This is a genomic window from Flavobacterium anhuiense, from assembly GCF_001705175.1.
Classification (GTDB): Bacteria; Bacteroidota; Bacteroidia; order Flavobacteriales; family Flavobacteriaceae; genus Flavobacterium; species Flavobacterium anhuiense.
This window is the reverse complement of sequence record NZ_CP016907.1, coordinates 3,509,244-3,531,963: the sequence shown is the minus strand read 5'-3', so window position 1 is coordinate 3,531,963 and position 22,720 is coordinate 3,509,244. Positions and strand designations below refer to the sequence as shown.

The 22,720-nt window shown below is 36.4% G+C and carries 11 protein-coding genes; all 11 read right to left on the bottom strand.

What is annotated here, in order from left to right:
- Positions 1-206: 206 nt before the first annotated feature.
- Positions 207-2,030: a glycoside hydrolase family 97 protein gene (locus tag BB050_RS15420; protein WP_236940444.1), complete on the bottom strand. Its 1,824-nt coding sequence runs from the start codon at positions 2,028-2,030 to the stop codon at positions 207-209.
- Positions 2,031-2,215: 185 nt separating this feature from the next.
- Positions 2,216-3,592: a glycoside hydrolase family 43 protein gene (locus tag BB050_RS15415; protein ID WP_335583300.1), complete on the bottom strand. Its 1,377-nt coding sequence runs from the start codon at positions 3,590-3,592 to the stop codon at positions 2,216-2,218.
- A gap of 40 nt (positions 3,593-3,632) precedes the next feature.
- Entirely contained in the window at positions 3,633-5,210 is a 1,578-nt protein-coding gene (locus BB050_RS15410; RefSeq protein ID WP_066034162.1) for a glycoside hydrolase family 43 protein, read from the bottom strand.
- A 54-nt stretch (positions 5,211-5,264) separates the two neighbouring features.
- Entirely contained in the window at positions 5,265-7,547 is a 2,283-nt protein-coding gene (locus tag BB050_RS15405) for a glycoside hydrolase family 127 protein (RefSeq protein ID WP_066034161.1), read from the bottom strand.
- 91 nt (positions 7,548-7,638) lie between these two features.
- A complete protein-coding gene (locus tag BB050_RS15400) occupies positions 7,639-10,167 on the bottom strand; it encodes a glycosyl hydrolase 115 family protein (RefSeq protein ID WP_066035187.1) in 2,529 nt (842 codons plus the stop codon).
- A 68-nt stretch (positions 10,168-10,235) separates the two neighbouring features.
- On the bottom strand, positions 10,236-12,953 hold the full coding sequence (locus BB050_RS15395; RefSeq protein ID WP_083219850.1) for an alpha/beta hydrolase-fold protein: 2,718 nt from the start codon (positions 12,951-12,953) through the stop codon (positions 10,236-10,238).
- Between the two features lie 38 nt (positions 12,954-12,991).
- Positions 12,992-14,227 carry an SGNH/GDSL hydrolase family protein gene (locus tag BB050_RS15390; RefSeq protein WP_066034160.1) on the bottom strand — a complete coding sequence of 412 codons (1,236 nt, stop codon included), beginning with the start codon at positions 14,225-14,227 and terminating at the stop codon, positions 12,992-12,994.
- A gap of 88 nt (positions 14,228-14,315) precedes the next feature.
- Positions 14,316-16,046 carry a glycoside hydrolase family 43 protein gene (locus BB050_RS15385; protein WP_066034159.1) on the bottom strand — a complete coding sequence of 577 codons (1,731 nt, stop codon included), beginning with the start codon at positions 16,044-16,046 and terminating at the stop codon, positions 14,316-14,318.
- Between the two features lie 153 nt (positions 16,047-16,199).
- A complete protein-coding gene (locus BB050_RS15380) occupies positions 16,200-18,140 on the bottom strand; it encodes a RagB/SusD family nutrient uptake outer membrane protein (protein WP_066034158.1) in 1,941 nt (646 codons plus the stop codon).
- 12 nt (positions 18,141-18,152) lie between these two features.
- A complete protein-coding gene (locus BB050_RS15375) occupies positions 18,153-21,242 on the bottom strand; it encodes a SusC/RagA family TonB-linked outer membrane protein (protein WP_066034157.1) in 3,090 nt (1,029 codons plus the stop codon).
- Positions 21,243-22,008: 766 nt separating this feature from the next.
- Positions 22,009-22,719, bottom strand: a complete 711-nt coding sequence (locus BB050_RS15370; RefSeq protein WP_066034156.1) for an NUDIX hydrolase — start codon at positions 22,717-22,719, stop codon at positions 22,009-22,011.
- Between the last annotated feature and the right edge of the window lies 1 nt (position 22,720).

The window sequence follows — 22,720 nt, the reverse complement described above, 5'->3', positions numbered from 1 at the left end:
GAAAAAAGTCAAAATAACAATCGGTTGTTAAAAAGGAATGCAGTTTTTTTGCTTACTAAAATTGACCTTTTTAGCTTACAGAAACATTTTAATTTCAATAAAAAGAAATAAGCTTATTCAATACTGCTACCAAAATTTATAGCATAAAAAAGCCAACTCAAATTCTGAATTGGCTTATTATAAATTAAGCGGATTACATTATTCCTTTAATTTGTTATCACTATACCTCCATTCTTAGGGATTTTTATTTCAACTTCTTTGTTTTTGCTCATCTTCAGTAAACTTACTTTTCCGTTTAGCTGATCATCGTCTGCATAATAATTTACCGTGGCACCAGAATTAAGCATTTCTAGCTTTACTTTTATCTTTAATAGTTTATTTTCAGCATTAATTCCCGCAATATACCACTTTACCCCTTTTCTTCTGGCTAATAAAACATATCGCCCTGGATATCCGTCCAAAAAGCGAACCTCATCCCAGACCGTCGGCACTTCCTTCATAAATTTTATAGCCCAGTCTGGAGCGTCATGCAGATTATTGGGTGCTAAAGCAAAATGCTGCACGCCGCTCTGAAAAAGCACTGAAGTGGCTAAAGCAAATACATCAGAAGTCTTTCTCTTTGAGCCTTTGTTGGGAATGTTATCGCTATTGTAGAATTTGTTCAAAGCGCTTCCGCCAAAATCCATGCTTCCCACCGCATTTCTGATAAAAGTATGCGTTGCCGCATTTACAGCTTCATTATCACAGCTCTGCTGTCCGAAATGCAGATTCTCGCTTGCCAGAACCGCTTCGCTGGAGGCATAGTTCGGATACATGCGTTCCCAGCCTCGAGGCAGGGTGCAGCCGTGGAAAATAACCATTATCCCAAATTCATTGGCATCCGTCAGAATATCTTCATACAGTTTCATGGTCACCTGCTTGTCTCCTCCGAAAAAATCTACTTTAATGCCTTTGATTCCGATGCTTTTCATCCATGCCATCTCTTTTCTTCGGATCGCCGAGTTATCCATCAAACCTCTCGGGCCTTGCGGAGCATCATTCCAGTACCCGTTTGAATTGTACCAAAGATAGAGCCCCACGCCTTTCTGCTTTCCGTATGCCGCCAGTTCTGCTATTTTATCACGGCCAATCTGCACATCCCAAAGCGCATCGATTAAAATGGTTTCATATCCCATCGCCGCGCTGAAATCGATGTACTCCTTCTGCACGGGAAGCGTTGTGTTACTATCCATTTTTATTATCCAGCTCCAAGTCCCTTTGGTGTACTGGTATTCTTTGGAAGCTTCATATTTTGGCTTGACCAAGTCAAAAGGAATGGTGGTTTCGACAATTGGCGCCAATGTTTCACCAATAGTGATAGTACGCCACGGCGTTTCTCCTGGAAGCGGAATTCCCGGCGCTGATGTTCCGTTTCCGTTGTTTTCTCCGGGCATCGGAAATCCGATTGAATATAATCCGTTCTCATGTCCGATCAGCCTGCTGGCGCAGTAGCCGCCGTCCACCCCTGTTTCAGAAATCAGCACCCATCCACCGTTTACTTTAAACAGGCATGGAAACGTGTATCCGTTTCCCCAGCCGTTTTTTCCCACTGCATCATCGAGAGCGTATGAAGTCTCATAACTGGGAGCTGTTCTCGCATATCCTGTCATGGGATTGCTTTGTGGGCACAGAAATGTTGCGGTTCCCTTAGGCATCAGAAATCCCGAAGCCTCTTCCTGGACCACACAGGAAAACGTTTCCTTCTGCGGATACACTTTATATTTGAATGCCAGATTATTATTGCTTACCCTAAAGATTACATCCAAAGCCGGTCTGCCGTCCTTTGTGAACGAAAAAACAGCCTCGTTGGCCGTGTAATGCACGCTGCTTTTTTTAATGTTGCGCAGCTGATAGGACTCGTCAATTCTATTTTGGACGCCGTTTGCTTCCAAAGCCAGTCCGGAGCTGAAATCTCCCGCATTCGTTTTTAAGCCTAATGGCGATTTTTCTATAAACGTTTTTTCGTTGTAGGTTACGCTATACTGGGGCATTCCGTTATCTGCAGAAACCGATACCGCAAGCTTTCCGTCTGGACTTTTTACAACTGATTGGGCGTTTAGTTTTAAGAAACTAACTAAACATAAGAATATTATTTTTTTAAGATTCATAACCTTTAAAGATTTTTCTTTTTGTAATGATTAAACTCTTTTTACTAAAGTAGGATTAGCTAAAAATGTTATTTCGAAAACATCCAATAATCAAAATACATGATTTTTTCGGCAGCATTGCCTTTGTATATAAAATAAAGATCGTGCACTCCTGAAACTTTTTTAATGTCTGTTGTAACTAGAGCCCATCTGTCATTTCCTCCCGTCATAGGAACTTTTACTGTTCCTATCAATTCTCCATCCAGACTATCCAATCTTATTTCCATAGACACATTTCCATTGTGCGTAGTACCTACTCGAGCCGTAAATTTTGAAGCGCCCGATTCACGAAAATCAACATCTCTGACTTTCGTGAAGGCATTGTTTTTCATGGCTGTAATAAAAACGCCAACTTCCTTATTCTGCATGAATTTTACATCTTTAGACCAAGCTATCGTTTCTGCTTCAGACTTAGCATAAGGATTCAGGGTTCCCATTCCTTTTTTGATGCCTTCTGTCATATTCATTTCTTTGACTTTACCGTCAGAATTAAAAAGCAACTCTTCAACGGCTACAGATCTGGTAAAGCCACTTCCACCAGGCAAAGCTCCATTATGGTAAAAGAAATAGGTTTTTCCTTTAAAATCTACTACTCCAGGATGATTTGTAAAACTCGTTCCCTGTGTTGGCATTACAACCCCTTGGTATTTCCAAGGCCCAAGCGGACTTTTGCTTGTAGAATACCCTATGTGTTCAGAAATAGGCCCTGCGGCAAAAAACAAATAGTACAATTTATTTCTTTTATAAAGCCACGGCCCTTCTTCATAAGTGGTAGGTCTGCGCGGATCTTCTTTTCCTACACGCTTTCCAAATGATTCAATTGTGTTTGGAAATACCTTTACCTCATCAGCATAAGAAATCATGTCTTCATTTAATTTCACATAATGGCAAACTGGATTGCCCCACAATAAATAGGCTTGCCCATCATCATCTATAAAAACAGTCGGATCAATATCGGCGTCACTATTTTGCACCAAGGGTTTTCCTAACGGATCTATAAATGGCCCATACGGACTGTCTGAAACTGCAACACCAATCCCATTTCGGCCTTGATTATCTGTAATTGGAGCATACAAATAAAATTTGCCTTTTCTTTCTATGCATTGAATGGCCCAAGCATTCATTTTAGCCCAGCTAAAATCTTTATACGATAATACAGCACCATGATCTGTCCAGTTTACCATATCTTCTGTAGTGTACAATTTCCAGTCATTCATAGTAAACCAAGTAGAATCGTCTTCATCATGCGAAGTATACAAATACAATTTATTATTGTAAACCATTGGCGCTGGATCTGCTGTATAGCTTGTCTGTACAATAGGGTTTTGGGCAAAACCAAATACAGGAATGATAAATGCGGCTAGAAATTTTATTTTTTTTAAATACATGCTCTGACTTATTTTCATTACTTCTATTTTAAATTGTATTGCTAAATCTTTTCTTAGATTATTTCGTTTCTGAAATCTTTTCGTCAATACGGAAATAATCAAAATCAGCGAAACCTCCAGCGGTTTTAGTAGCATAATTAAACAGTCCGAATCGGTAGCCCATAAAATGCGGAATTGTGTATGGCATCTTGATTGGTTTTCCTATGCTGATCCATTTTTTGCCATCTAAGCTGTAATAAAATCTTCCTTGATCTGCTTGACTTCTAAAATCGCATTCAGCTTTAAAATATATTTTGTCCTGATTTAATGGTACACTTTCTATTTCTTTCGGATTTCCTTTTTCAGCATCCATCATCACAATTCTTTTTGCTCCTTGATTTACTTTTACTCCCACAAGACCAAAATCTTTTTGTAATAGCGAAAGACCCGCAACATCTCCTTCTTTCATCTTTGAAAGTTCAAGCATTGTGGTTGCTGAACATACAGGACCAAAAGTTCGCTGTGTCAAAATATTTTTTGCCTGCGTAAAACTGCTGTCTATTCTGGCTGTTTTTAATCTTAAATACCCCTTTCTTTCTTTTACCGACCAATTTGCATTATCTGGGTTATGATTCCATTGCCAAACCAAAGGCAGGTCTCTTTCTCCATTTTTACGGTTAAATTCGTCTGAGTTTACAATTCCGGGAATTAAGCTTTTGTTGGCTGGAAGATCTAAATTTTGAGGCACTTTACCATTTTCGCCCAATATTGGCCAGCCATTTTCCCATTTTACAGGAACCAGATAGGGAATACGTCCTACGCCACCTGCGTCTCTAAATAAATAAGAAAACCATTTGCCGTCTGGAGTATCAATAAGTCCGCCTTGTGCAACGCCCAAATCCTGCAGTCCGATCTTTCCTTCCCATGGCCCTGCAATAGTATCTGCTCTATGTACGATTACGGTGCGCATACCGTTTTTTGGCCAGCAGATATTAAACAGATAATACTTTCCGTTAATTTTAAAAAGCTGTGATCCCTCTGCTGGCAGCATGATATCGCTCCTCGCGGGAGCATTAGCATTTTCAATTAAAATTTTCTTTGTTTGTTCTTTAACTTCTGACAAGTCTTCTTTTAATTCTACAATTTGAAGTTTTCCGCCACCCCAAACCAAGTAAACTTTTCCATTATCATCAAAGAAAAGAGAATGATCATGATAGGAATTATTTAAAACAATCTTTTTCCAAGGGCCATTTTCAATATCTTTTGTAGAAAAAATATAGGTTTTTCCTGTTGTTCCCGAAAAAGTGCTCACATAATACATTCCGTTATGATAACGCAGACTGCTCGCCCAAGAACCTCTTCCGTAGTCATTTTTACCATGATCTAGATTCAAGCGATCATCATTATCTTCTAAGGTTTGATAGGCATAATTAACCAAATGCCAATTTACTAAATCCTTAGATTTCATAATAGGCACTCCAGGATTCATGTGCATTGTGGTGCTGCTCATATAGTAAGTGTCGTCAACCCTAATTATAGATAAATCGGGAACATCTGCAAAAATAATGGGATTTTGAGCTTTTACTTTTTGAGAATGACTTGTTACAATAGTAAATGTAATCGCCAAAAAAACATAAATAAAATCTTTTGTTTTCATTGTTGTTGTTTATTTTCGGGATCTCTGAAAAATGTCTAACAGAGATATTATGCGTTAATTCGTAACAATTCTAAGCTGAGAAAACTTCGGACTTATTTTTCCTTCTCTTGCCAGAATTTTAATGTTCAGTACTTCCTTGTTATCTATTTTTATTTTGATTGTCTTTTTATCTGCTGAACTTATTACCGCAGGCTTTTCATTAATTAAAATAGTAATGTTATCGCTATTGAATTCATCTAAAACACTTATATTCAAAAACTGACCTTTGCTGTTTTTGTTCAGCATTTGATAAGAGATATAGGCACGTGTATTTCGCCAGAACTTTCCGTCCTCGTAACCAGAATTGCTCTTTTCTCCTTTATACAAATGATCGACTTCTGGCTGTTGTTCACCACAGTTTATTTTATCTATTGTTTTGGCTTCAAGTGCCATGGCTTCAATTTCCTGCTTCTTCAGCAACTCCTGCTTTTCTTTATATTCTTCTTTAGAATACGTTTGAAAATACATTTGATAACGGGCGTCGTGCACTTCAAAAAAAGGCTCCAATTCTAATGAATCTAAACTGTATCTTAAGTTACCTGTTTCTTTAAGTTTTGAAATATAATCTGCTTTGTCCCCAACCAATGCATAAGCTTTATCAAGCGGAATAAATTTTCCTCTTGCGGCATGTCCCATTCGGCTGTCATCTGCAAACAAGCCGTCTAATCCTTCTGTTGAAGTTTTGGCAGCCAGTACAATTGGCCCTTTAACAAATGCACTCCAATTTGAACCATCTGGCAGATTTTCTAAATGTATTGACGTTTTAAATCTGACAATTATTTTATCTCCCGTTTTCCATTTTTTTGAAATCGAAACATATTCAGAGGACTGAGATGCTATTTTTTGCTCTTTTCCGTTAACGAATATTTCAAAGTTTTCAGCCCATTTTGGATAACGGATATTCAAAGCAAAGCTTTTTGTTTTTTTAAGTTTTAAAACTAACTCTGTCTGATTCTCATAAGGGAAGTTTGTGTTTTGTTCCAGCTCTACTCCATTTTCTTTCCACTTTAAAATAGATGGAATAAAAAGATTTACAAAAAGATCATTTTGTGAATGACTGTAAATTAATTCTCCATATTTGGTATGATTTTCAAGTCCCGTTCCTACGCAGCACCACATGCTTGTTTGAGGCTGAGAATAAACGCGATAATGATTTGGACGAATAGGCGTAAAATAAACGAAACCTCCTTTTTCTGGATGCTGGCTAGAAAGAATGTGATTGTAAAGTGTTCTTTCGTAAAAATCTAGGTAATGCACATCATTTTTATCGAGAAACAAAGCTTTTGCAAGACGTTCCATATTGTAAGAATTGCAGGTTTCTGGCCCTTCATTTGATTTTACCATGCCGCTAAAATCGTTAACTGGATTAAAATGTTCTGCCACACTGTTTCCTCCAAATGCAACTGTTCTTTTTTGCGTTACATTATTCCAAAAAAACTGGACACCATCTGACCATTCTTTATTATCAGACAGTGCGGCAATCTTCTCAAAACCAACCACTTTCGGTATTTGAGTATTAGCATGAAGCCCTGTGAGTTTGTCTTCTTTTTGCAGTAATGGATTTAATAAAGCTTTATGCGATAATTTTTCGGCCGTTTCAAGATATTTTTTGTCCTTTGTAATGATATACAAATCGGCAAAAGATTCATTTATACCTCCATGCTCTGTTGCTAAAACTTTCTGAATTTGTTCATCCGAAAGTGGACGGATTAATTCTATAAACCAATCTCCAAGTTTTATTACTATATCTTTCGCTTGCTCACTTCCTGTGTATTGATAAGCATCAGTCAAACCAGCAAAAAGTTTGTGAATGTTATAAATCGGAACCCAAGTATTATTCAAACCAAAACTGCTTCCGTCTATGTCTCCTTTATGAATTCGATCCCAAAAAACTTTGCCTTGCGGAATGCCTCCAACATAGCCATTGCCATTTTTAGCCTGACAGCGCGCCAATTCTGAAAGCATATAGTCTAGCCTATCTTTAATCTCTTTGTTTCCAATAGATTTATACATCAGAGCTAAAGCCGAAAGGTAATGTCCACCTATATGTCCATCCAATCCTATATTTTCCCAATTGCCATAACGATCTGCTTTTGGCGGAAGTCCAGATTCCAATAAATAAGGCGCTAGAAGTTTGTCAGGATCTAATGCTAAAATATACTTAAGGTCTACATCTTGAGCATTTTTAAATGGTCCATCTTTTAGTTTTACTTCGCTTAAATCAAATAACTTCATTTGAGCCGATAAGTTGGCCCCCATCAATAAGGCGAATAGGCAAAAAAATATGTTATTTTTCATTAGAGAATTTAATTTTAATTATTTTATACTAAAAATATATTTTCTTTATCAGCTTTAAAATCTTTCTCACTAGTAAAAAGATCCGATAAATTTATTGGGCCACTCTTTCACTTTCTGGAGCTCCCAAATAAGAAGGCTTCAAACCACCAGTATCAATCAATATTTTTTGAAGCACAATTCCTGGGTCTAAAACCCTGAACCGAAGTGTGTGTTTTCCTGACTTCAAAATAGTATGTTTAGTCACAGAATGAATCATATGCTCTGCCTGCCATTTACCTAATTCTCCTTTATAATGCCCATTAAAATTGATTTGTTGCGGTTTTTCGCCATCAAAAGATATTTCATATCGAAGTCCTTTATTGCTATTAAAATTAAGCGTTGGAGCCAGTAAAAGTTCTACCTTAAATTCTCCCGTTGAAGCAAAATTGATTTCATATTCTACAAAGACATTATCATCTGCTGTTGGGTAAATATTTTGCGGAAATGTCGTTATTCCACTCAGTGTTTTTCCGAAATCTGGAATCACCTCCCAATGTATTTTTTTTGAATTATTGACCATAGAAAAGTGTTCTGCATGAATCGAAACATAACCCTCTTTTTCTGCAAAAACTTTCGGAACTATAATTTCGCTATCAGGAAGATATTTTACCTCAGGAAGAATATTTTTAGGATCATCATGCCAAGCTTTATAACCTATACGCATTTGATCCATCATGTGAGGCCATTTGCCCCCTGCAATTTCATTATTGTACTTGTTTTGAAGAATAGAATCGCGTTCAAATTTTACTTTAACCTCATCTGCATAATAATTGGCAAGACCGTTTTTTTCTGACGCAAGTTTCTTGTTTTTTGCCTGTGCAAAATACATTTCATAAAGATTGCAGCAGGCGTCTATAGGATACAAAACCAGCTCGAAATAAGCATCTTTATATTCGTTTGGAAGTTCGTTGTAAACTCTGTAAGCATCTAGTGCTAATTTTTTGTAATCGTTAACAACCATTTCAAATTCATTATAATTTTCTAAAGAATAGGTTTTGCTGTCCAGCATTTCTGGCGTAACACGACGATTAAATTTCGGATAGGTATTTAATAATCTGGTTATTTCTTTAGCATATTTATTTCCAAATTGTTCTGCTGTCCAGCTTTCTGTATATTGAAATAAATTCTGAGAGTTGAAGTTTTTAGGATTCCAAGCCATGTCTAAAAAGAAGCTGATCGGGAATTCCATTGGTTTTAAATCCCCAACATTCACAATCCATACTTTATCGACTCCATTTTCATAACTAAGGTTCATTTGTTCCCAAACTCTTTGTATCGGACTTATGTTTATCCATTTTGAATTTCTTGGACCTCCAACATAGTCAAAATGATAATACATTCCGTAACCTCCTTTATGCAGCGGTTTAGAAAGATCTGGAAGTTTGCGGACATTTCCCCAATTATCATCGCAAAACAGAAGAATTACATCATCAGGAACACGCATTCCCTGATCGTAATAATCTTGAACTTCTTTGTACAAAGCCCAAACCTGAGGTGTTTTATTGGCGCTTTGCCCTGTTTCTTTCTCAATAATTTTGCGCTGTTCTTTTACAATATTTTCCAACAGACTTATATTGGTGCCTTCGCTCATTGCTTCGTCTCCATCGCCACGCATCCCAATAGTTACCAGTTTTTCCCAATTTTTGCTTCGCTGAATCCCCGTTTTCCAGAATTCGTCTAAAACAGTTTTGTTTTTGGAATAGTCCCAAACATTCGGCAAATTATTTTTTTTAATATAACGTCGCCAGTCGGTTTGTGCCAAAGCCATTGGTTCATGGTGAGAAGTTCCCATTACAATCCCCATCTCATTTGCTAGAGGCCCGCTCGCCACATCATCGTCATAAAATGCATTTCCCCACATCGCAGGCCACATATAATTGCCCTTTAGCCTAAGTACTAATTCAAAAACTTTTTCATAAAATTTACTGTTAAAACCGCCAAAAGTAGCTTTTGCCCAGCCACTCAATGCTGGTGCTTCATCATTAAGGAAAATGCCTCGGTACTTTACAGCTGGTTCTCCGTCTGTGTACATCCCTTTAATGAAATAAATATTTTCTTTCTGTTTTACAGGCACATCAGCCCAGTAATACCAAGGAGAAACGCCAATCTGTTTCGATAATTCATAAATTCCGTAAATCGTACCTCGTTTGTCGCTTCCTGCAATTACGAGCGCTTCGTCTACACCTTTAAAAGGACTTCTAACGTGTTGTATGATGAATTTTTCATTCTTCCCTTTGAGTTCTTTTCCTTCGATTTTTTTTTGTTTAATTAAATCATCAATAACAGAATTAGATCCGATCGTTCCAATGATAATGAGCGGTGATGATGCATTAGGATTTTGGTTTAAAATAAGCGGACGCTGGCCTGTAACTTTCTCAAAATCGGACTGTAGATTATGTACAGCTCGCAAAATGCCTGCATCTAAATTTGGATTTATAAAAAAAGAAAGTGACAGCGATTTTTCTTTCAGCACCATAACATTCTGGCTTTTATCTTCTGTTATAAAAGGCTGAGAAGCTTTTGATAGCGTACTTGCTAAAACAAAAATCAAGGCGTATATAAATTTCAAATAGTTTTTCATCAGGTATTTTTTATCATTCATTTCAGATTCAGCTTATTTCAGATCAAAATCTTTGATTCTGCTTTGTGTTATTTGAATAATAACTGTGAATACAGGAACAAATCGTGTCTCCATACTGGCCAAGTGTGTCCGCCTGGATATTCGCTGTATTTATACTTTATGCCGAATTGATCAAATTTCTGCATCATGATTTTACAATTCTCGTAAGCTATGTCTTCTTTTCCTCCCATCGAAATCCAGAAATCTTTCAAATTAGCATTAATTGACTGCGCATTGTTTTTCATAAACTCATATTGAGGATCTGATAATTTCGGATTGTTTGCCCACCAGCCTGAACTGAAAACGCCCAGACTTGAAAACATATTAGAGTTTTTAATTCCAGCGTAAAGTGTCTGCAATCCACCCATTGATAAACCGGCTAAAGCTCTACTTTTGCTGTCTGTCGCAACTTTAAAATTGCTTTCTACAAAAGGTATGGCTCCATTTTTCAGTTCGTTTTCAAATGCTTTTAGTGTTTCTTCTCCAAAACCTGCAATACCGCCTGTATTGCCCATATTACCATCAAGCATTACAATAAGCATTTTCTTTGCTTTATTTTCTGCAATTAAATTATCCAAAATCAAATTTGCTTTTCCTTGAGTGCTCCATCCTCTTTGGTCTTCACCACCTCCGTGTAAAAGATACAGCACAGGAAATTTTTCTGAAGAGGTTTCGTATCCTGGCGGCGTATACACATACATTTCACGCCAAGAATTAGTTCCTTTTGAAAAGTATTTCATTATTCTTACCTCACCATGCGGAACAGTTTTCAATTCATAAAAATCACTATCTTTTTTCGGGATTTCTATTCCACTGGCCATGCGCCCCATTCCATAAAAAGTTTCGCTTGACGGATCTGCAACTGCCACACCATCAATCAAAAGCGAGTAATAATTAAATCCTCCGTTTATAGGGTCAGTTGTAACATTCCAGACTCCCTGACCATCTTTCTGCATGTCGTACTTTCTTCCCAAGTCTATCTGCACTTTTGATGCGTCAGGTGCATTGACTTTAAAGATTACTCTGTTATCAGGCAGAATCTGAGGATATTTGGCATTACGTATGTTGGTTTGAGCTGTGGCTCCTAAAACCGTATATTTTGCAAAACTTGATTCATCAACAGGTTTGAACAATAACTGCGAAAACATGTACAAGCTGTTTTTCCATACTTTGAAATCGTGAACTCCTGGTTCCAGATAATAGATGTGCGGGACATTGTTTTTGAATAAATAATCGTGTGTTCGTTTGCTGTTTTCCAGCAGCCAATCGTTATCTCCGCAAGAAATCCACAGCAGTTTCAGTTTCTTTTTGGCTTCTTCAGGATTTGGCACCAATTCTTCTGTTTTCTTGGTATTTGGAGCAGAAGAAAATCCACCGATCCAAGCAAATTTATCTAGGTTTGTCAAACCGAAATTCAGAGACTGTCCGCCACCCATAGATAATCCTGCAATGGCACGATGCTCTCTATCTTTATAAATATTGTATTTTTTTTCAATGAAAGGAATCAAATCCTTCAATAAATCTTTTTCAAAATCTGCAAATGCCTGCACTTTGTCTGGCGCCATTATATTTCCGGTAGCGCTGTCATCTTTCATGGCTCTTCCGTTTGGCATTACTACGATCATCGGTTCTACTTTTCCTTCTGCATAAAGATTGTCCAATATAATCTGAGGACTTCCACCATTAAGCCATTCTTTTTCATCTCCGCCAATTCCGTGCAAAAGATATAAAACTGGATATTTTTTGCTTTTACTAAATCCAGGTGGCGTATAAATAGTGGCTTTTCTGCTTGTTCCAACTGTTTTTGAATCATAACTTACCGTTTCTACTTTTCCTGACGGAACTGATGGGTTTAACTGATCAAAACCGACTGGCGCTTGAACTATAAAAGGCTCATTTGAGCTATCTGATTTATAGCCTAATAATGAAAGCATTTTTTCTGCATAACGTTTTCCTAAATCTCTATATCCTGCCGAACTAAAGTGAAGGAAATCTGGAGCTACTGCACAACCTTTTGATGAAATTATATAAGAGGTTGGAATGGTTTGAGGAAGTGTTGCAATGATTTTATTCATGCTGGCGCATTTTCCTTTTTGTTCTTCATGAACGGTTTCACCTGAAAGCAATGGCACTTTTTTAGGATCAAGGTTTAGATCTTTCATCAGATTATCATATACTATTTTAACCTTTTTCGGCCATAGAGTATCTCCTGTATTAGATTCTCCCTGATGCAGTAAAATACCTTTTATAACTCCTTTCTTTTGTGCAATTTTTGCCATTTCAACCAATCTTGCATACGGACTGCCATTGTATTCCTTAAGCATGCCTAGCATCCATTCTGGTGCTGTTTTTACGTAATTTTCGACATTATTTTTATCAAAAAGTTCGATTTTACACCCTCCCACAGCAACATTTACCACTCCCACTTTTACATTTTTAGGAAGATTGGCTACCATAGTTCTTCCAAAATAATCTGTCAATGTTAATCCTGTTTTACATCTGCATAATGGCGGAATTGCAGTATACCATTTTCCCATTTCGCGATTCAAATCTGGGCAATTTACAGCTTCCAGAACCTGAAAACGAGGATCTACATTTATTTTGTCTTCAGCTTCTATCGGAGCAGCGCCTTCCATATTGGACTGTCCAAAACTTAAATAAACATGAAAATTTGGATCTTGAGAATATCCATTCAGTCCCTTTAAAAAAAGAACTGCTATTGCGAAAAATCTAATTATTGATTTCATGATATCTTGTTAAAGTTGTTTTAATACTAAATGGGATTTCACTTAAATAAATTTAAATCTATGACTTCGCCCATTCTTTGATAACCTAATTCATTAGGATGTAAAAAATCCCCATCATGCATATTAGATAAAATGGTTTTAGAACCGGTTTCCGAAGCCATTTCTTTATCAAAATCTATTACTGCATCAAAATGGTTATTTCGAATCCAAGCATTCACTAGATCTCTTGCTTCCTGTTTGAAAGGCGCGTCATAAAATGATTTTTGAAAAGGCAAAATCGTACAGCCGTAGACTTTTATGCCTCTGGCGTGTGCTTTTTCTATCATAATTTTATAAGCATCTATAATTTCTTGTGCTTTTACAGGAGCATCTTCTGCACGTTTAATTCCGCCAATATCATTTATTCCTTCTAAAATCACGAGCCATTTTGTACCGGTTTGCGAAAGCACGTCACGATCAAAACGCTCTAATGCTGTTGGACCTAATCCGCCTTTTACAACGCAATTTCCTCCTATTCCTAAATTTAGAACTCCAATACTTTGAGTTGCTTTATCGGCTGCTAGTCTAGCTGCTAGAATATCGGTCCAGCGATTTTGTTTGTTTGTTCCAGAACCGCGTCCATCTGTAATGGAGTTTCCTAGACAAACAATATTAGATGCCTTTTTTGATGCCAGAACATCGACGCCAACAATAGAATACCAATGATCTGTTTTTACGGCGTCCGAGAAAACATCATTATTGATATTGTCTCCCGATAAAATATAAGAGGTCGTTCTAGATCCTGGGTGTCCAGTTGTTTTTGGTGATGCAGCTCCATAATAAATGGTTATTGCAAGCCTCTGGCCTGGCTTTAATTTAAAATTCAGTTTATCTGAAAATACTTCCTGATTTGGATTTAATATTACTTCTTGATTTCCGTTAAAACTCAGATTTTTTTGTGTGTTTTTATCAATCGCAGGAGCCTCAAGCACATTGGCTATACTTACTTTTTTTAGAACTGTAGGCTGATCGCTGAATAGATTTGAAAAACGCAGACGAATATGCTCTCCTCCAATCGAAACTTTTATAATCTGACGAAGTGTATTTTCGGCCAAACCTGGGGCTGGAGGCATATTGTTTGGTTCTACAAGCATTGGTGCACAAGCCCACGATCCCACCCAATTTTCAGCTTTCGCCTTTTCAGAAGAATTTGCTAAAGGCTGATTGGTTTTACATCCTAGTATTAAAGTGAAAAGCTGTAAAAGCAATATATATTTTAAATATCTTTTTATCATTTCTACTAAAATTTGATGACTGCTGTTATGCTAAAAAAACAACTCCCATAAATCATTTTAAAATTGAAATAAATGGGAGTTGCAAATTTTATTTCGGATGTGAATTATTTGATGAAGTGGCATATAAACCCACCAAAGCTCCTGTAAATCCGCCTGCAACATTTGTTGAAAGAATATCTCCTGAAACTGGATTTCCAAGATTTTCAAAATCAGCACCGTTTAAAGCATAGCTAAACTGATAATCGTCGCCTGTTGCTTTAACTTGCAAACGTATTGCTCCTTTGATTTCTATTTTTGCGCTTGACACAATTTCTGATTGTCCTTTTTCCGTTCTTTCCAACAGTATATAGGTGTCTTTTCCTTTCTTAGTGATACCAAAAACGTAATTGTAGCTTTCGTTCTGCAGACATACAATTCCTGCCAGATTTTTTTCTGACTCTGGCTTATATTCTAAAGTTGTTGTAAAAGAAAAAGTATTATGCTGCTGTCTGTAAAATAAGGTAGAAGTTGGTTTTAGCTCCTTGATGTTTACAGCAAATGGCGTAATCTGCAAACCTTTTTTAACAATAGAAATAAAGTGTTCTCTTGGTCCGCGTAATCCAATCCATCTATAATCTAACTTCTGTGATGTAAAATTTTCTGTAAATGTAAAGTTGCCATTAGGGAAAAAACCATCTTTACCTGTTTTATTTACCACACCGTTTGGCATTTTTAATTTTGGCCCCATTGGAACTAAACCGTTCTCAAAAACAGGAAAGGTACCTGACCAGTCTACTGGCAGCATAAAAGTTTCACGTCCAGCATTTACTCTATCTTTTTCGTTTGGACGAATTCCTAAAAATACACCATAATATTTATTGTCTGGACCAAGGACTAAATCTGCATGCCCTGCCCAATCTACTTTGTTAGGTCTGTTTTGAGGGAAATATCTCTGTGTTAAAATTGGGTTATTAGATGCTGGTTTAAAAGGCCCTTTTGGACTATCGCTAATAAAAACAACTTCACTATGATTTCCTCCGGTACCTCCTTCAGCACACATTAAATAATAATGATTGTCTTTTTTATACAAATGAGGAGCTTCTATCCAAATTGGTTTCTTAGAAAGGTCAACTCCGCCATCCACAATAATTTTGTCCGTTCCCGGAATTACCTGATCTTTCTCTAAATCATATTCCCAAACTTTAATTACTCGATGTCCGTTGTACAATTCTTTTCCTTTATCGGGAGCATCATTGTGCACGACATAACCTTTTCCGTTGTCATCAAAGAAAATAGACGGATCAATTCCGTTAAAAGCTAATTTAATTGGACTTCCCCATCCTTTTTTTGGGTCTTTAGTTTTTACAATGATATTCCCTAAACCGCCTGTAAAAGCAGTAACAATCATATAAAAAGTATCATTATGAGGATTGTACGTAATTCCAGGTGCATAAACTCCTGCACTGATTCCTGTATCATGAGGATTAAACTCTGAAACTTTATTTAATACCCCACCCAAATCGGTCCAGTTTACTAAATCTTTAGAATGAAAAATGGGCACTCCAGGGAACATGGCAAACGAAGAACACACCATATAATAATCGTCTCCTTTTCTTGTAATAGCAGGATCTGGATAACATCCCTGCAGAATCGGAGAATAAAATTCATCTTCTTTTAACGGATTGCTTTTGTAAATCTGGTCATCTCCTACGTAAGTTGCGTTTGAAAAGATTGGATCTTTACCGCTTTTCTTTTTTAGGATAGTGCTTTCCTGAGCCTGTGTAAGGATAGAGCAAAACAGAACAGCAACTGATATAAGAATCTTTTTTTTATTGCTCATTTTATATTGTTTGTTAAAGTAAATTTCGAAAAAATATTAAAAAGCCGAGATGCTTACTCCCGGCTTGTTTAAAACTAAATTAATAAACCCTAATAAGATAATTCATTAAAATTGACCTTATTTGATTAGCATTAGTTTTTAGAAAAATAAAACTTAATATCCTGGATTTTGGTAAGTTGCTTTTTCATCAGCAGACATTTCCATTCCGTCGATTTGTCCTTGCGGGATTGGTCTTAGATAATGATGCGGATCAATTGTGCGGGTTACTACTTCTGGCGTATGCTGTCCATAGTTAGATCCTCCGATAGAATATTTACCCGCAATTTCATTCCATTTTTGTGTTCTTACTAAATCATACCAACGGTATCCTTCGCCAAAAAATTCACGTGAACGCTCAGCAAGAATGTAGTTAATATCAATTACAGCTGGAGTTGCATTGGTCATAGCAGCACTATTATCCTGAATTTTAGCCGTATTTCCATTGTTGTCCCATTTCCATTTTCCTGCTCTAGCTCTAAGTACATTTACAAGAGATCTAGCACTCCAAGATCCTGTAGCTCCTTTAACAGCTGCTTCGGCTGCAACCAAATATAATTCAGAGAATTTTGCTACTGGGAATGGTCTTGTGCTTCCTGCATTAGGTTGCCCTAATCCTCCGGCGTTATCTGTTCTGTAAGGCCCAAGTTTCCAGAAACCTGGATATACAATTCTACTAATGCCTTTCGGAGAAATCACATAATCTGCTCTTCCCGGCAATACTCCTGCACCTACTCCGCTGTCGCCTTGCCCAGAAGGATAAGTGATTGCTGTTGCTGGCTCATCATTAAGGAAGCTTAAAACAGCGTCTCCAGGTTTAATTGTCAAACCATTTGCATTCGTTAGAGTTGCCACACCTGTAAGACCTGTTCCTTGAAGATTCCAATTTCCTCTGAAAACAGTTGTGAATGTTCCATCGTATCTTGAATCATTAGTCTTATCCGCAAAAGTGTTGGTAAAAACTTCAATAGGCGGCGCCATTCTTGTCCATGGGCGTCCTAAAAATTGATTCGCTTCTCTTTGTACTGAAGAAACTGCTGCAGTTCCGTTTTTACTTCTTATAGCAGTGTAGTTCCAAGTCACCATCCAACCTGAAAAGTTATCTGGAGCACCACCGCTACCGTACGTAAGACTTGCGCCATTATAATATTCGCTTTCTTGCGTATGATCTGCATAAAGCATTACTTCTTTATTTCTGTCATTTGCTCCTGCATTAACATCATAATACGAATCAAGCAGTCCATAAGACCCAGGATTATTTATTCCTTCTACAGCCAAATCATAGGCCTTCTGAAAATACCACTGTGCATTATGTCCGTCAGGATCTGTTCTTGGAGTATCTGGATAAGTTGGAATATTATTTGGGTTTTCTAACCACCAAGCATAAGTAAGATATGCCTTTGCTAGAAATAATCTGGCTACAGTTTTAGTTACCGTACCTGTCAATCTAGGTGTATCTGGAAGATCGTTAACCGCTGTAATCAAATCTGGAAAAATGGCTTTTGTATATACTTCAGGAACAGTATTTCGTTTAGAATATCTTGAAGGTTTGCTGTTAAACTTTAATTCTCCAGCTCCTAAATCTAACGGCACTCCTCCAAAAGTTTGCACTAAAAGAAAGTAATCAAACCCTCTAAAAAATTTAGATTCAGCAATTAAACTGCTAGCAACACCTACGGCTGCTCCATTTTCGATAATACCGCTCGCGGTATTGATATCATAATAAGAGTTATTCCACAAAACATCTGAACGGCTTGAAGTTGGATTAATGATACCCACCCCAGATAAATCGTGATCTTTAAAATTTCCGTCTGCACTTTGCGCATATGTTGCCTCATCTGTTCCTGTCTGGCATGCATTATAAAAATAAGCTTGTCCGTAAATCCAGCGTAAATGTGCGTAATGAGAAGTTAATCCCTGTTTAACTCCCTGCTCTGTTTTAAAGTAGCCTGGTTCATAAAAATCATGAGGTTTTTCCTCTAATATATCAGAGCAGCCGGCTAATGAAAGTAAAACCGTTGATCCTATAATTAAATTTTTAAAAATATATCGTTTCATGTCTGTATCTGATTAAAATGTTAAATTAAGTCCAAATAAATAATTTCTGGTTGCAGGAGTGTTTGTACCGATAACAGAAAATCTTCTCTGATAAGAGGCAACAGCCTGATTTTCGTCACCAAATGAATTCGTTTCAGGATCCATTCCAGATTTATCATGATATGGAGAAAATAAAACAAACGGATTCTGCACTGTGAAATAAAGTCTTAACTTGTCTATTCCTACATTTTTTGTAAAGTTTGGATCAAGAGTATATCCAAGAGTCATTGCTCTAATTTTTACATAAGAAGCATCAAAATATCCCATAGTTGACATATATTTAGGGTTATCTCCGCTTCTGATACCTCTCGGATTAGGGAATTCTCCGTCTCTATTATCTGGAGTCCAATAGTCAACATCTACGTTGCTTCTACGTCCATTTAATAAGTTCATATAACTTGCTCCTCCATATAATGTGCTTATTAATACACCTCCGCTTTTAAATGCTCCTACTGCATTAAAATCAAATCCTTTGTAAGTTACATTAGTATTAAAACCTCCTTGGAAATCAGGATCTGTTTCAATAATCTGGCGATCGCTTGCATTAATGGCACGAGTTGGCGAGCCATCTGGATTATATTCTCCGGTATATTTCACTTTGATCGATCCTACAACTGTTCCCTGCTGATTAATTCCAGTTGGTCCTGGCTCAAGAATTGACATATATGGATCACCTTCTTGCCAGATTCCAACCTTTTCATAATCATAGATTGAATTAATATTATATCCAACAAACCAATTGTTTGCTTCATCACGGCTAGCTCCTGATGCTAAAGCAACAAGTTTGTTTTCGTTTTTGTAGAAGTTAACTCCCACAGACCATGTCACACCTTTAGGATTATCAAGAATAACTCCGTTCAATGAGATTTCATAACCTTTGTTTTGTGTTTCTCCCACGTTAGCCACATAACTGCTTACACCAGATGTTGCTGGAAGACCCACACGCTGCAATAGATTTTTTGTATTGGTTTTATAATATTCAACTGTACCAGATAAGCGGTTATTAAAAAATCCGAAATCTAAACCATAGTTCCATGTAGTTGAGAACTCCCATCCCAAATTAGGATTTGGAAGCTCAGTAACATATACTCCTGTTGAATTATTGCTTCCAAAATTGTATGGTCTTGTACTTAAAGCTCCTAGTGTTGCATAAGGAGCTACTGCCTGATTTGAAGTTTCTCCATACCCCGCTCTCAATTTCAATAAATTGATATGTTTAATATCTTTCATGAATGACTCATTTGAAAGTGTCCAACCAGCAGATACAGCAGGATAAGTTACCCATTTGTTTCCAGGAGATAATCTTGATGAACCGTCAGAACGAACTGTTCCAGATATAAAGTAACGGTTATCATAAGAGTACATTAACCTAGCCATATAAGATGTTAATCCCCATTGCGTATAATCCTGATCCGCAGGGTTAATTACAGCTTCTTCCTCGCTTTGCCCTAAATTGTAAAATTGGAAAGCATCAGAGGTAATTCCATTTCGAGTCACTCTCGAACTTTGTCCTGTATATTGTTCATTTGAATACAATCCAACAAAATTTATTGTATGTTTCTGTGCAAAAGTTTTATCATAAGTCAATAAATTTTCCAACAGCCATTGTGTAGACCAGCCGTTTGTTATTGCCGCATTAGAAAGTGTCGTTGGGTTTACGTCAAAAACTCCTTGACCTTCATAATATCCAACATTTGATGTGCGTAAATTCAAACCTGTATTAAGTCTATATTTCAGCCCTTCAATACCTGGAATTTTAATTTCTGCAAAAATGTTATTGTATGAACTGAAAGCTCTATTTAAATTCACATAAGCATCTCCTAAATTTTCAATAGATTTTCTAGTGTAAACCCACTGGTCATCTGCTGCCATGCTCACTGTCCTTTTCAAAGAACCATCTGCATTGTACGGATTAGCAAGCGGTGAAGTCTGCAAAATAGTTCCTGTTCCGATATTATCTCCATTTGTAATGCTGTAATTACTATTGGTGTTAAATCCTATACGAATAGATCGATTAATCTGCTGGTCTAAACCTGCTCTAAGGCTAAAACGCTCATAGCTTTGGCCAGGAAGAACTGATTCTTCTTTGTAATATCCTAAACCTGCATTGTACGCACCTGTTTCACTTCCACCCGAAACGCTAACATCATGGCTGATCATTTCGCCAGAACCGTATAATGAATCCTGCCAATCTGTATTTACATTTCTTTTCTCATCAACACCATCTACATATAAACCTGTATAATCACGAAGAGTAGCAAATTTAGAAGCATCCATCATAGGATATTTTGAAAAAACCTGTTTAATACCGCTAAAACCATTGTAGGTAAAAGTAGCTTTCTGATTTTTTCTTCCTTTTAAAGTAGTCACTAAAATTACACCGTTGGCTCCGCGAGAACCATAAATGGCGGTAGCAGAAGCATCTTTCAAAATATCCACAGACTTAATATCTGCTGGATTAATATCTCCTATAGAACCCGCAAACGGAACCCCATCCAATACTACTAAAGGATCATTACTACCAGTAAGAGATCTTGTTCCTCGAATCCTTATCTGCATTGCAGCACCAGGTTTAGAAGAAGTTTGCGTCATCTCAACCCCTGCAAGCCTACCTTGCAGAGCTTGGGTAATATTGGCGGCGGGCACTTCATTTAATTCTTTTCCTCCTAATGATGCAACCGATCCTGTAACAGCCTCCTTAATTTGGGTACCGTATCCAATTACAACTACTTCTTTTAAGGTATTTGAGTCTTCCTCCAAAAGCACATTGATCTTGGTTTGTCCATTCACGCTAATTTCTTGGCTTTTAAATCCTATAAAGCTAAAAACAAGAATACCATTTGAAGGAACACTTATAGAATAATTACCGTCGAAACCTGTACTTACTCCGTTTTTTGCTCCTTTTAGATTAACATTCACACCAGGAATTGGACCGTTTGCATCCGAAACTGTTCCTGTAACTGTTGTTTGCGCCTTAATTTGCATTGAGACCAAAAACAATAGGATCAAAAAACCGAAGCTTTTTATATGCTTCGATTTACTTGTAATAAAAAAATTATTCATAAAAATTGATTTAATTATTAAAATTGGTTTTTGTTAGTTAGTTAGTTAGTTAGTTAGTTAGTTAGTTAGTTAGTTAGTTAGTTAGTTAGTTAGTTAGTTATTTTTTACACTTTAAAAAGTTAAATCAAGTATCAACTTAATAAGTGTATTTATTACAAATATAGAAAAATATCTTGCAAACACAATCGGTTGTGTAATTTTTTATTGATAAGTATAAAAAAAATATGCCTTAAAAAAATAGTTACTTCATATTTAAGCTTAAAAAAATAAGAATATGACAAAACAAACTATAACGTTATAGCTATCTTTAATGAAAATTATGTGTTCTTGGGATATTCTTAAAGAAAACATAAAAATGAAAAATTCTGCTTTCTAATCTAAAAAAAATAAAATTATTGAAATTGAAGGGCGATAAACCAACAAAAATCACCAGTAAAATCGTACATTACACAGTAATAATCTGATCTACCAATCATTAAAATTCTAAAAAAACATCTTTAAAACAATCGATTGTTTGTTTTCATAAAAAAACCTTTCATTTTCATGAAAGGTTTTTAAAACAAATTCTAAGAAATAAACTTTTTGTCTTCTAAACAATCGCTACTAAAGTATTTCTATAAAATGTACGATATAGTAACGCCAATCTTTGTAAACTATTTACATCTATTATACATTTAATAATAACACACTTATAACGTTCTTTGGCTATCACATAGCTCAAATTAGAATTAATGATTTTAATATTAACAAATCAAAATAAATTCCTTTAAAAATTAAAATTGAATTTTGCATTCCAAAATATTTCATGTTTTGGCACATTCAAACTATAAAATTCAGCAGCCCTGTTTGATACGCCCTCTTCTTTTTCAGCAAGACCGCGAACTAATCTTCTCTGTAAAATCTTTCTTCTAAAATTAGTCTTATTAATTTTAATGCCTAAGATTATTTCATATAAATGAATTACTTGAAGCAAAGTAAATTTTTCAGGCAAGAGATTGAAGCCAACTGCGCTACAGCAAATATTCTTTCGCAATTCCTTAATGCTGAAATCAATTACTGCCATATATTTTTCCTCTAAATCAGCTATATTGTGTACGTCAACCCAAATCACATTAGATTGCAATTCGTCATCATCAATTTTTTTTTCTTTGCTCACCATTGCATAATATCCGATTGAGATATTTTCGCGAAATGATGCTGATGAGTGATAGCCAAATGCCCGTAATTGTTCCAAAAAGAAGTCATCTTCTGAAATATACTTTTTCAAAATCTTTTGTGCCGTTTTTAATATTGTCTGCCCCTCTTCCAAACTGGCACTAGGCAATCTCCAGTTACCATTCGTTGCATCATTTTCATTTTTGACAAGCAAAACTCTTAGGCTTCTGTCTTCAAAACAGAATATTACACAGTCAATTTCTATCTTATTTTCTTGACTTAAATTAAAACCTACTCTCTCTTCTGAGTCTTCTTTTTTCATA

What these genes read in the sequence shown, in the direction of transcription:
- BB050_RS15420 (WP_236940444.1), bottom strand. Translation starts at nt 2,030, where the DNA reads ATGCCCCAGTATAGCGTAACCTACAACGAAAAAACGTTTATAGAAAAA.
- BB050_RS15415 (WP_335583300.1), bottom strand. Translation starts at nt 3,592, where the DNA reads ATGAAAATAAGTCAGAGCATGTATTTAAAAAAAATAAAATTTCTAGCC.
- BB050_RS15410 (WP_066034162.1), bottom strand. Translation starts at nt 5,210, where the DNA reads ATGAAAACAAAAGATTTTATTTATGTTTTTTTGGCGATTACATTTACT.
- BB050_RS15405 (WP_066034161.1), bottom strand. Translation starts at nt 7,547, where the DNA reads ATGAAAAATAACATATTTTTTTGCCTATTCGCCTTATTGATGGGGGCC.
- BB050_RS15400 (WP_066035187.1), bottom strand. Translation starts at nt 10,167, where the DNA reads ATGAAAAACTATTTGAAATTTATATACGCCTTGATTTTTGTTTTAGCA.
- BB050_RS15395 (WP_083219850.1), bottom strand. Translation starts at nt 12,953, where the DNA reads ATGAAATCAATAATTAGATTTTTCGCAATAGCAGTTCTTTTTTTAAAG.
- BB050_RS15390 (WP_066034160.1), bottom strand. Translation starts at nt 14,227, where the DNA reads ATGATAAAAAGATATTTAAAATATATATTGCTTTTACAGCTTTTCACT.
- BB050_RS15385 (WP_066034159.1), bottom strand. Translation starts at nt 16,046, where the DNA reads ATGAGCAATAAAAAAAAGATTCTTATATCAGTTGCTGTTCTGTTTTGC.
- BB050_RS15380 (WP_066034158.1), bottom strand. Translation starts at nt 18,140, where the DNA reads ATGAAACGATATATTTTTAAAAATTTAATTATAGGATCAACGGTTTTA.
- BB050_RS15375 (WP_066034157.1), bottom strand. Translation starts at nt 21,242, where the DNA reads ATGAATAATTTTTTTATTACAAGTAAATCGAAGCATATAAAAAGCTTC.
- BB050_RS15370 (WP_066034156.1), bottom strand. Translation starts at nt 22,719, where the DNA reads ATGAAAAAAGAAGACTCAGAAGAGAGAGTAGGTTTTAATTTAAGTCAA.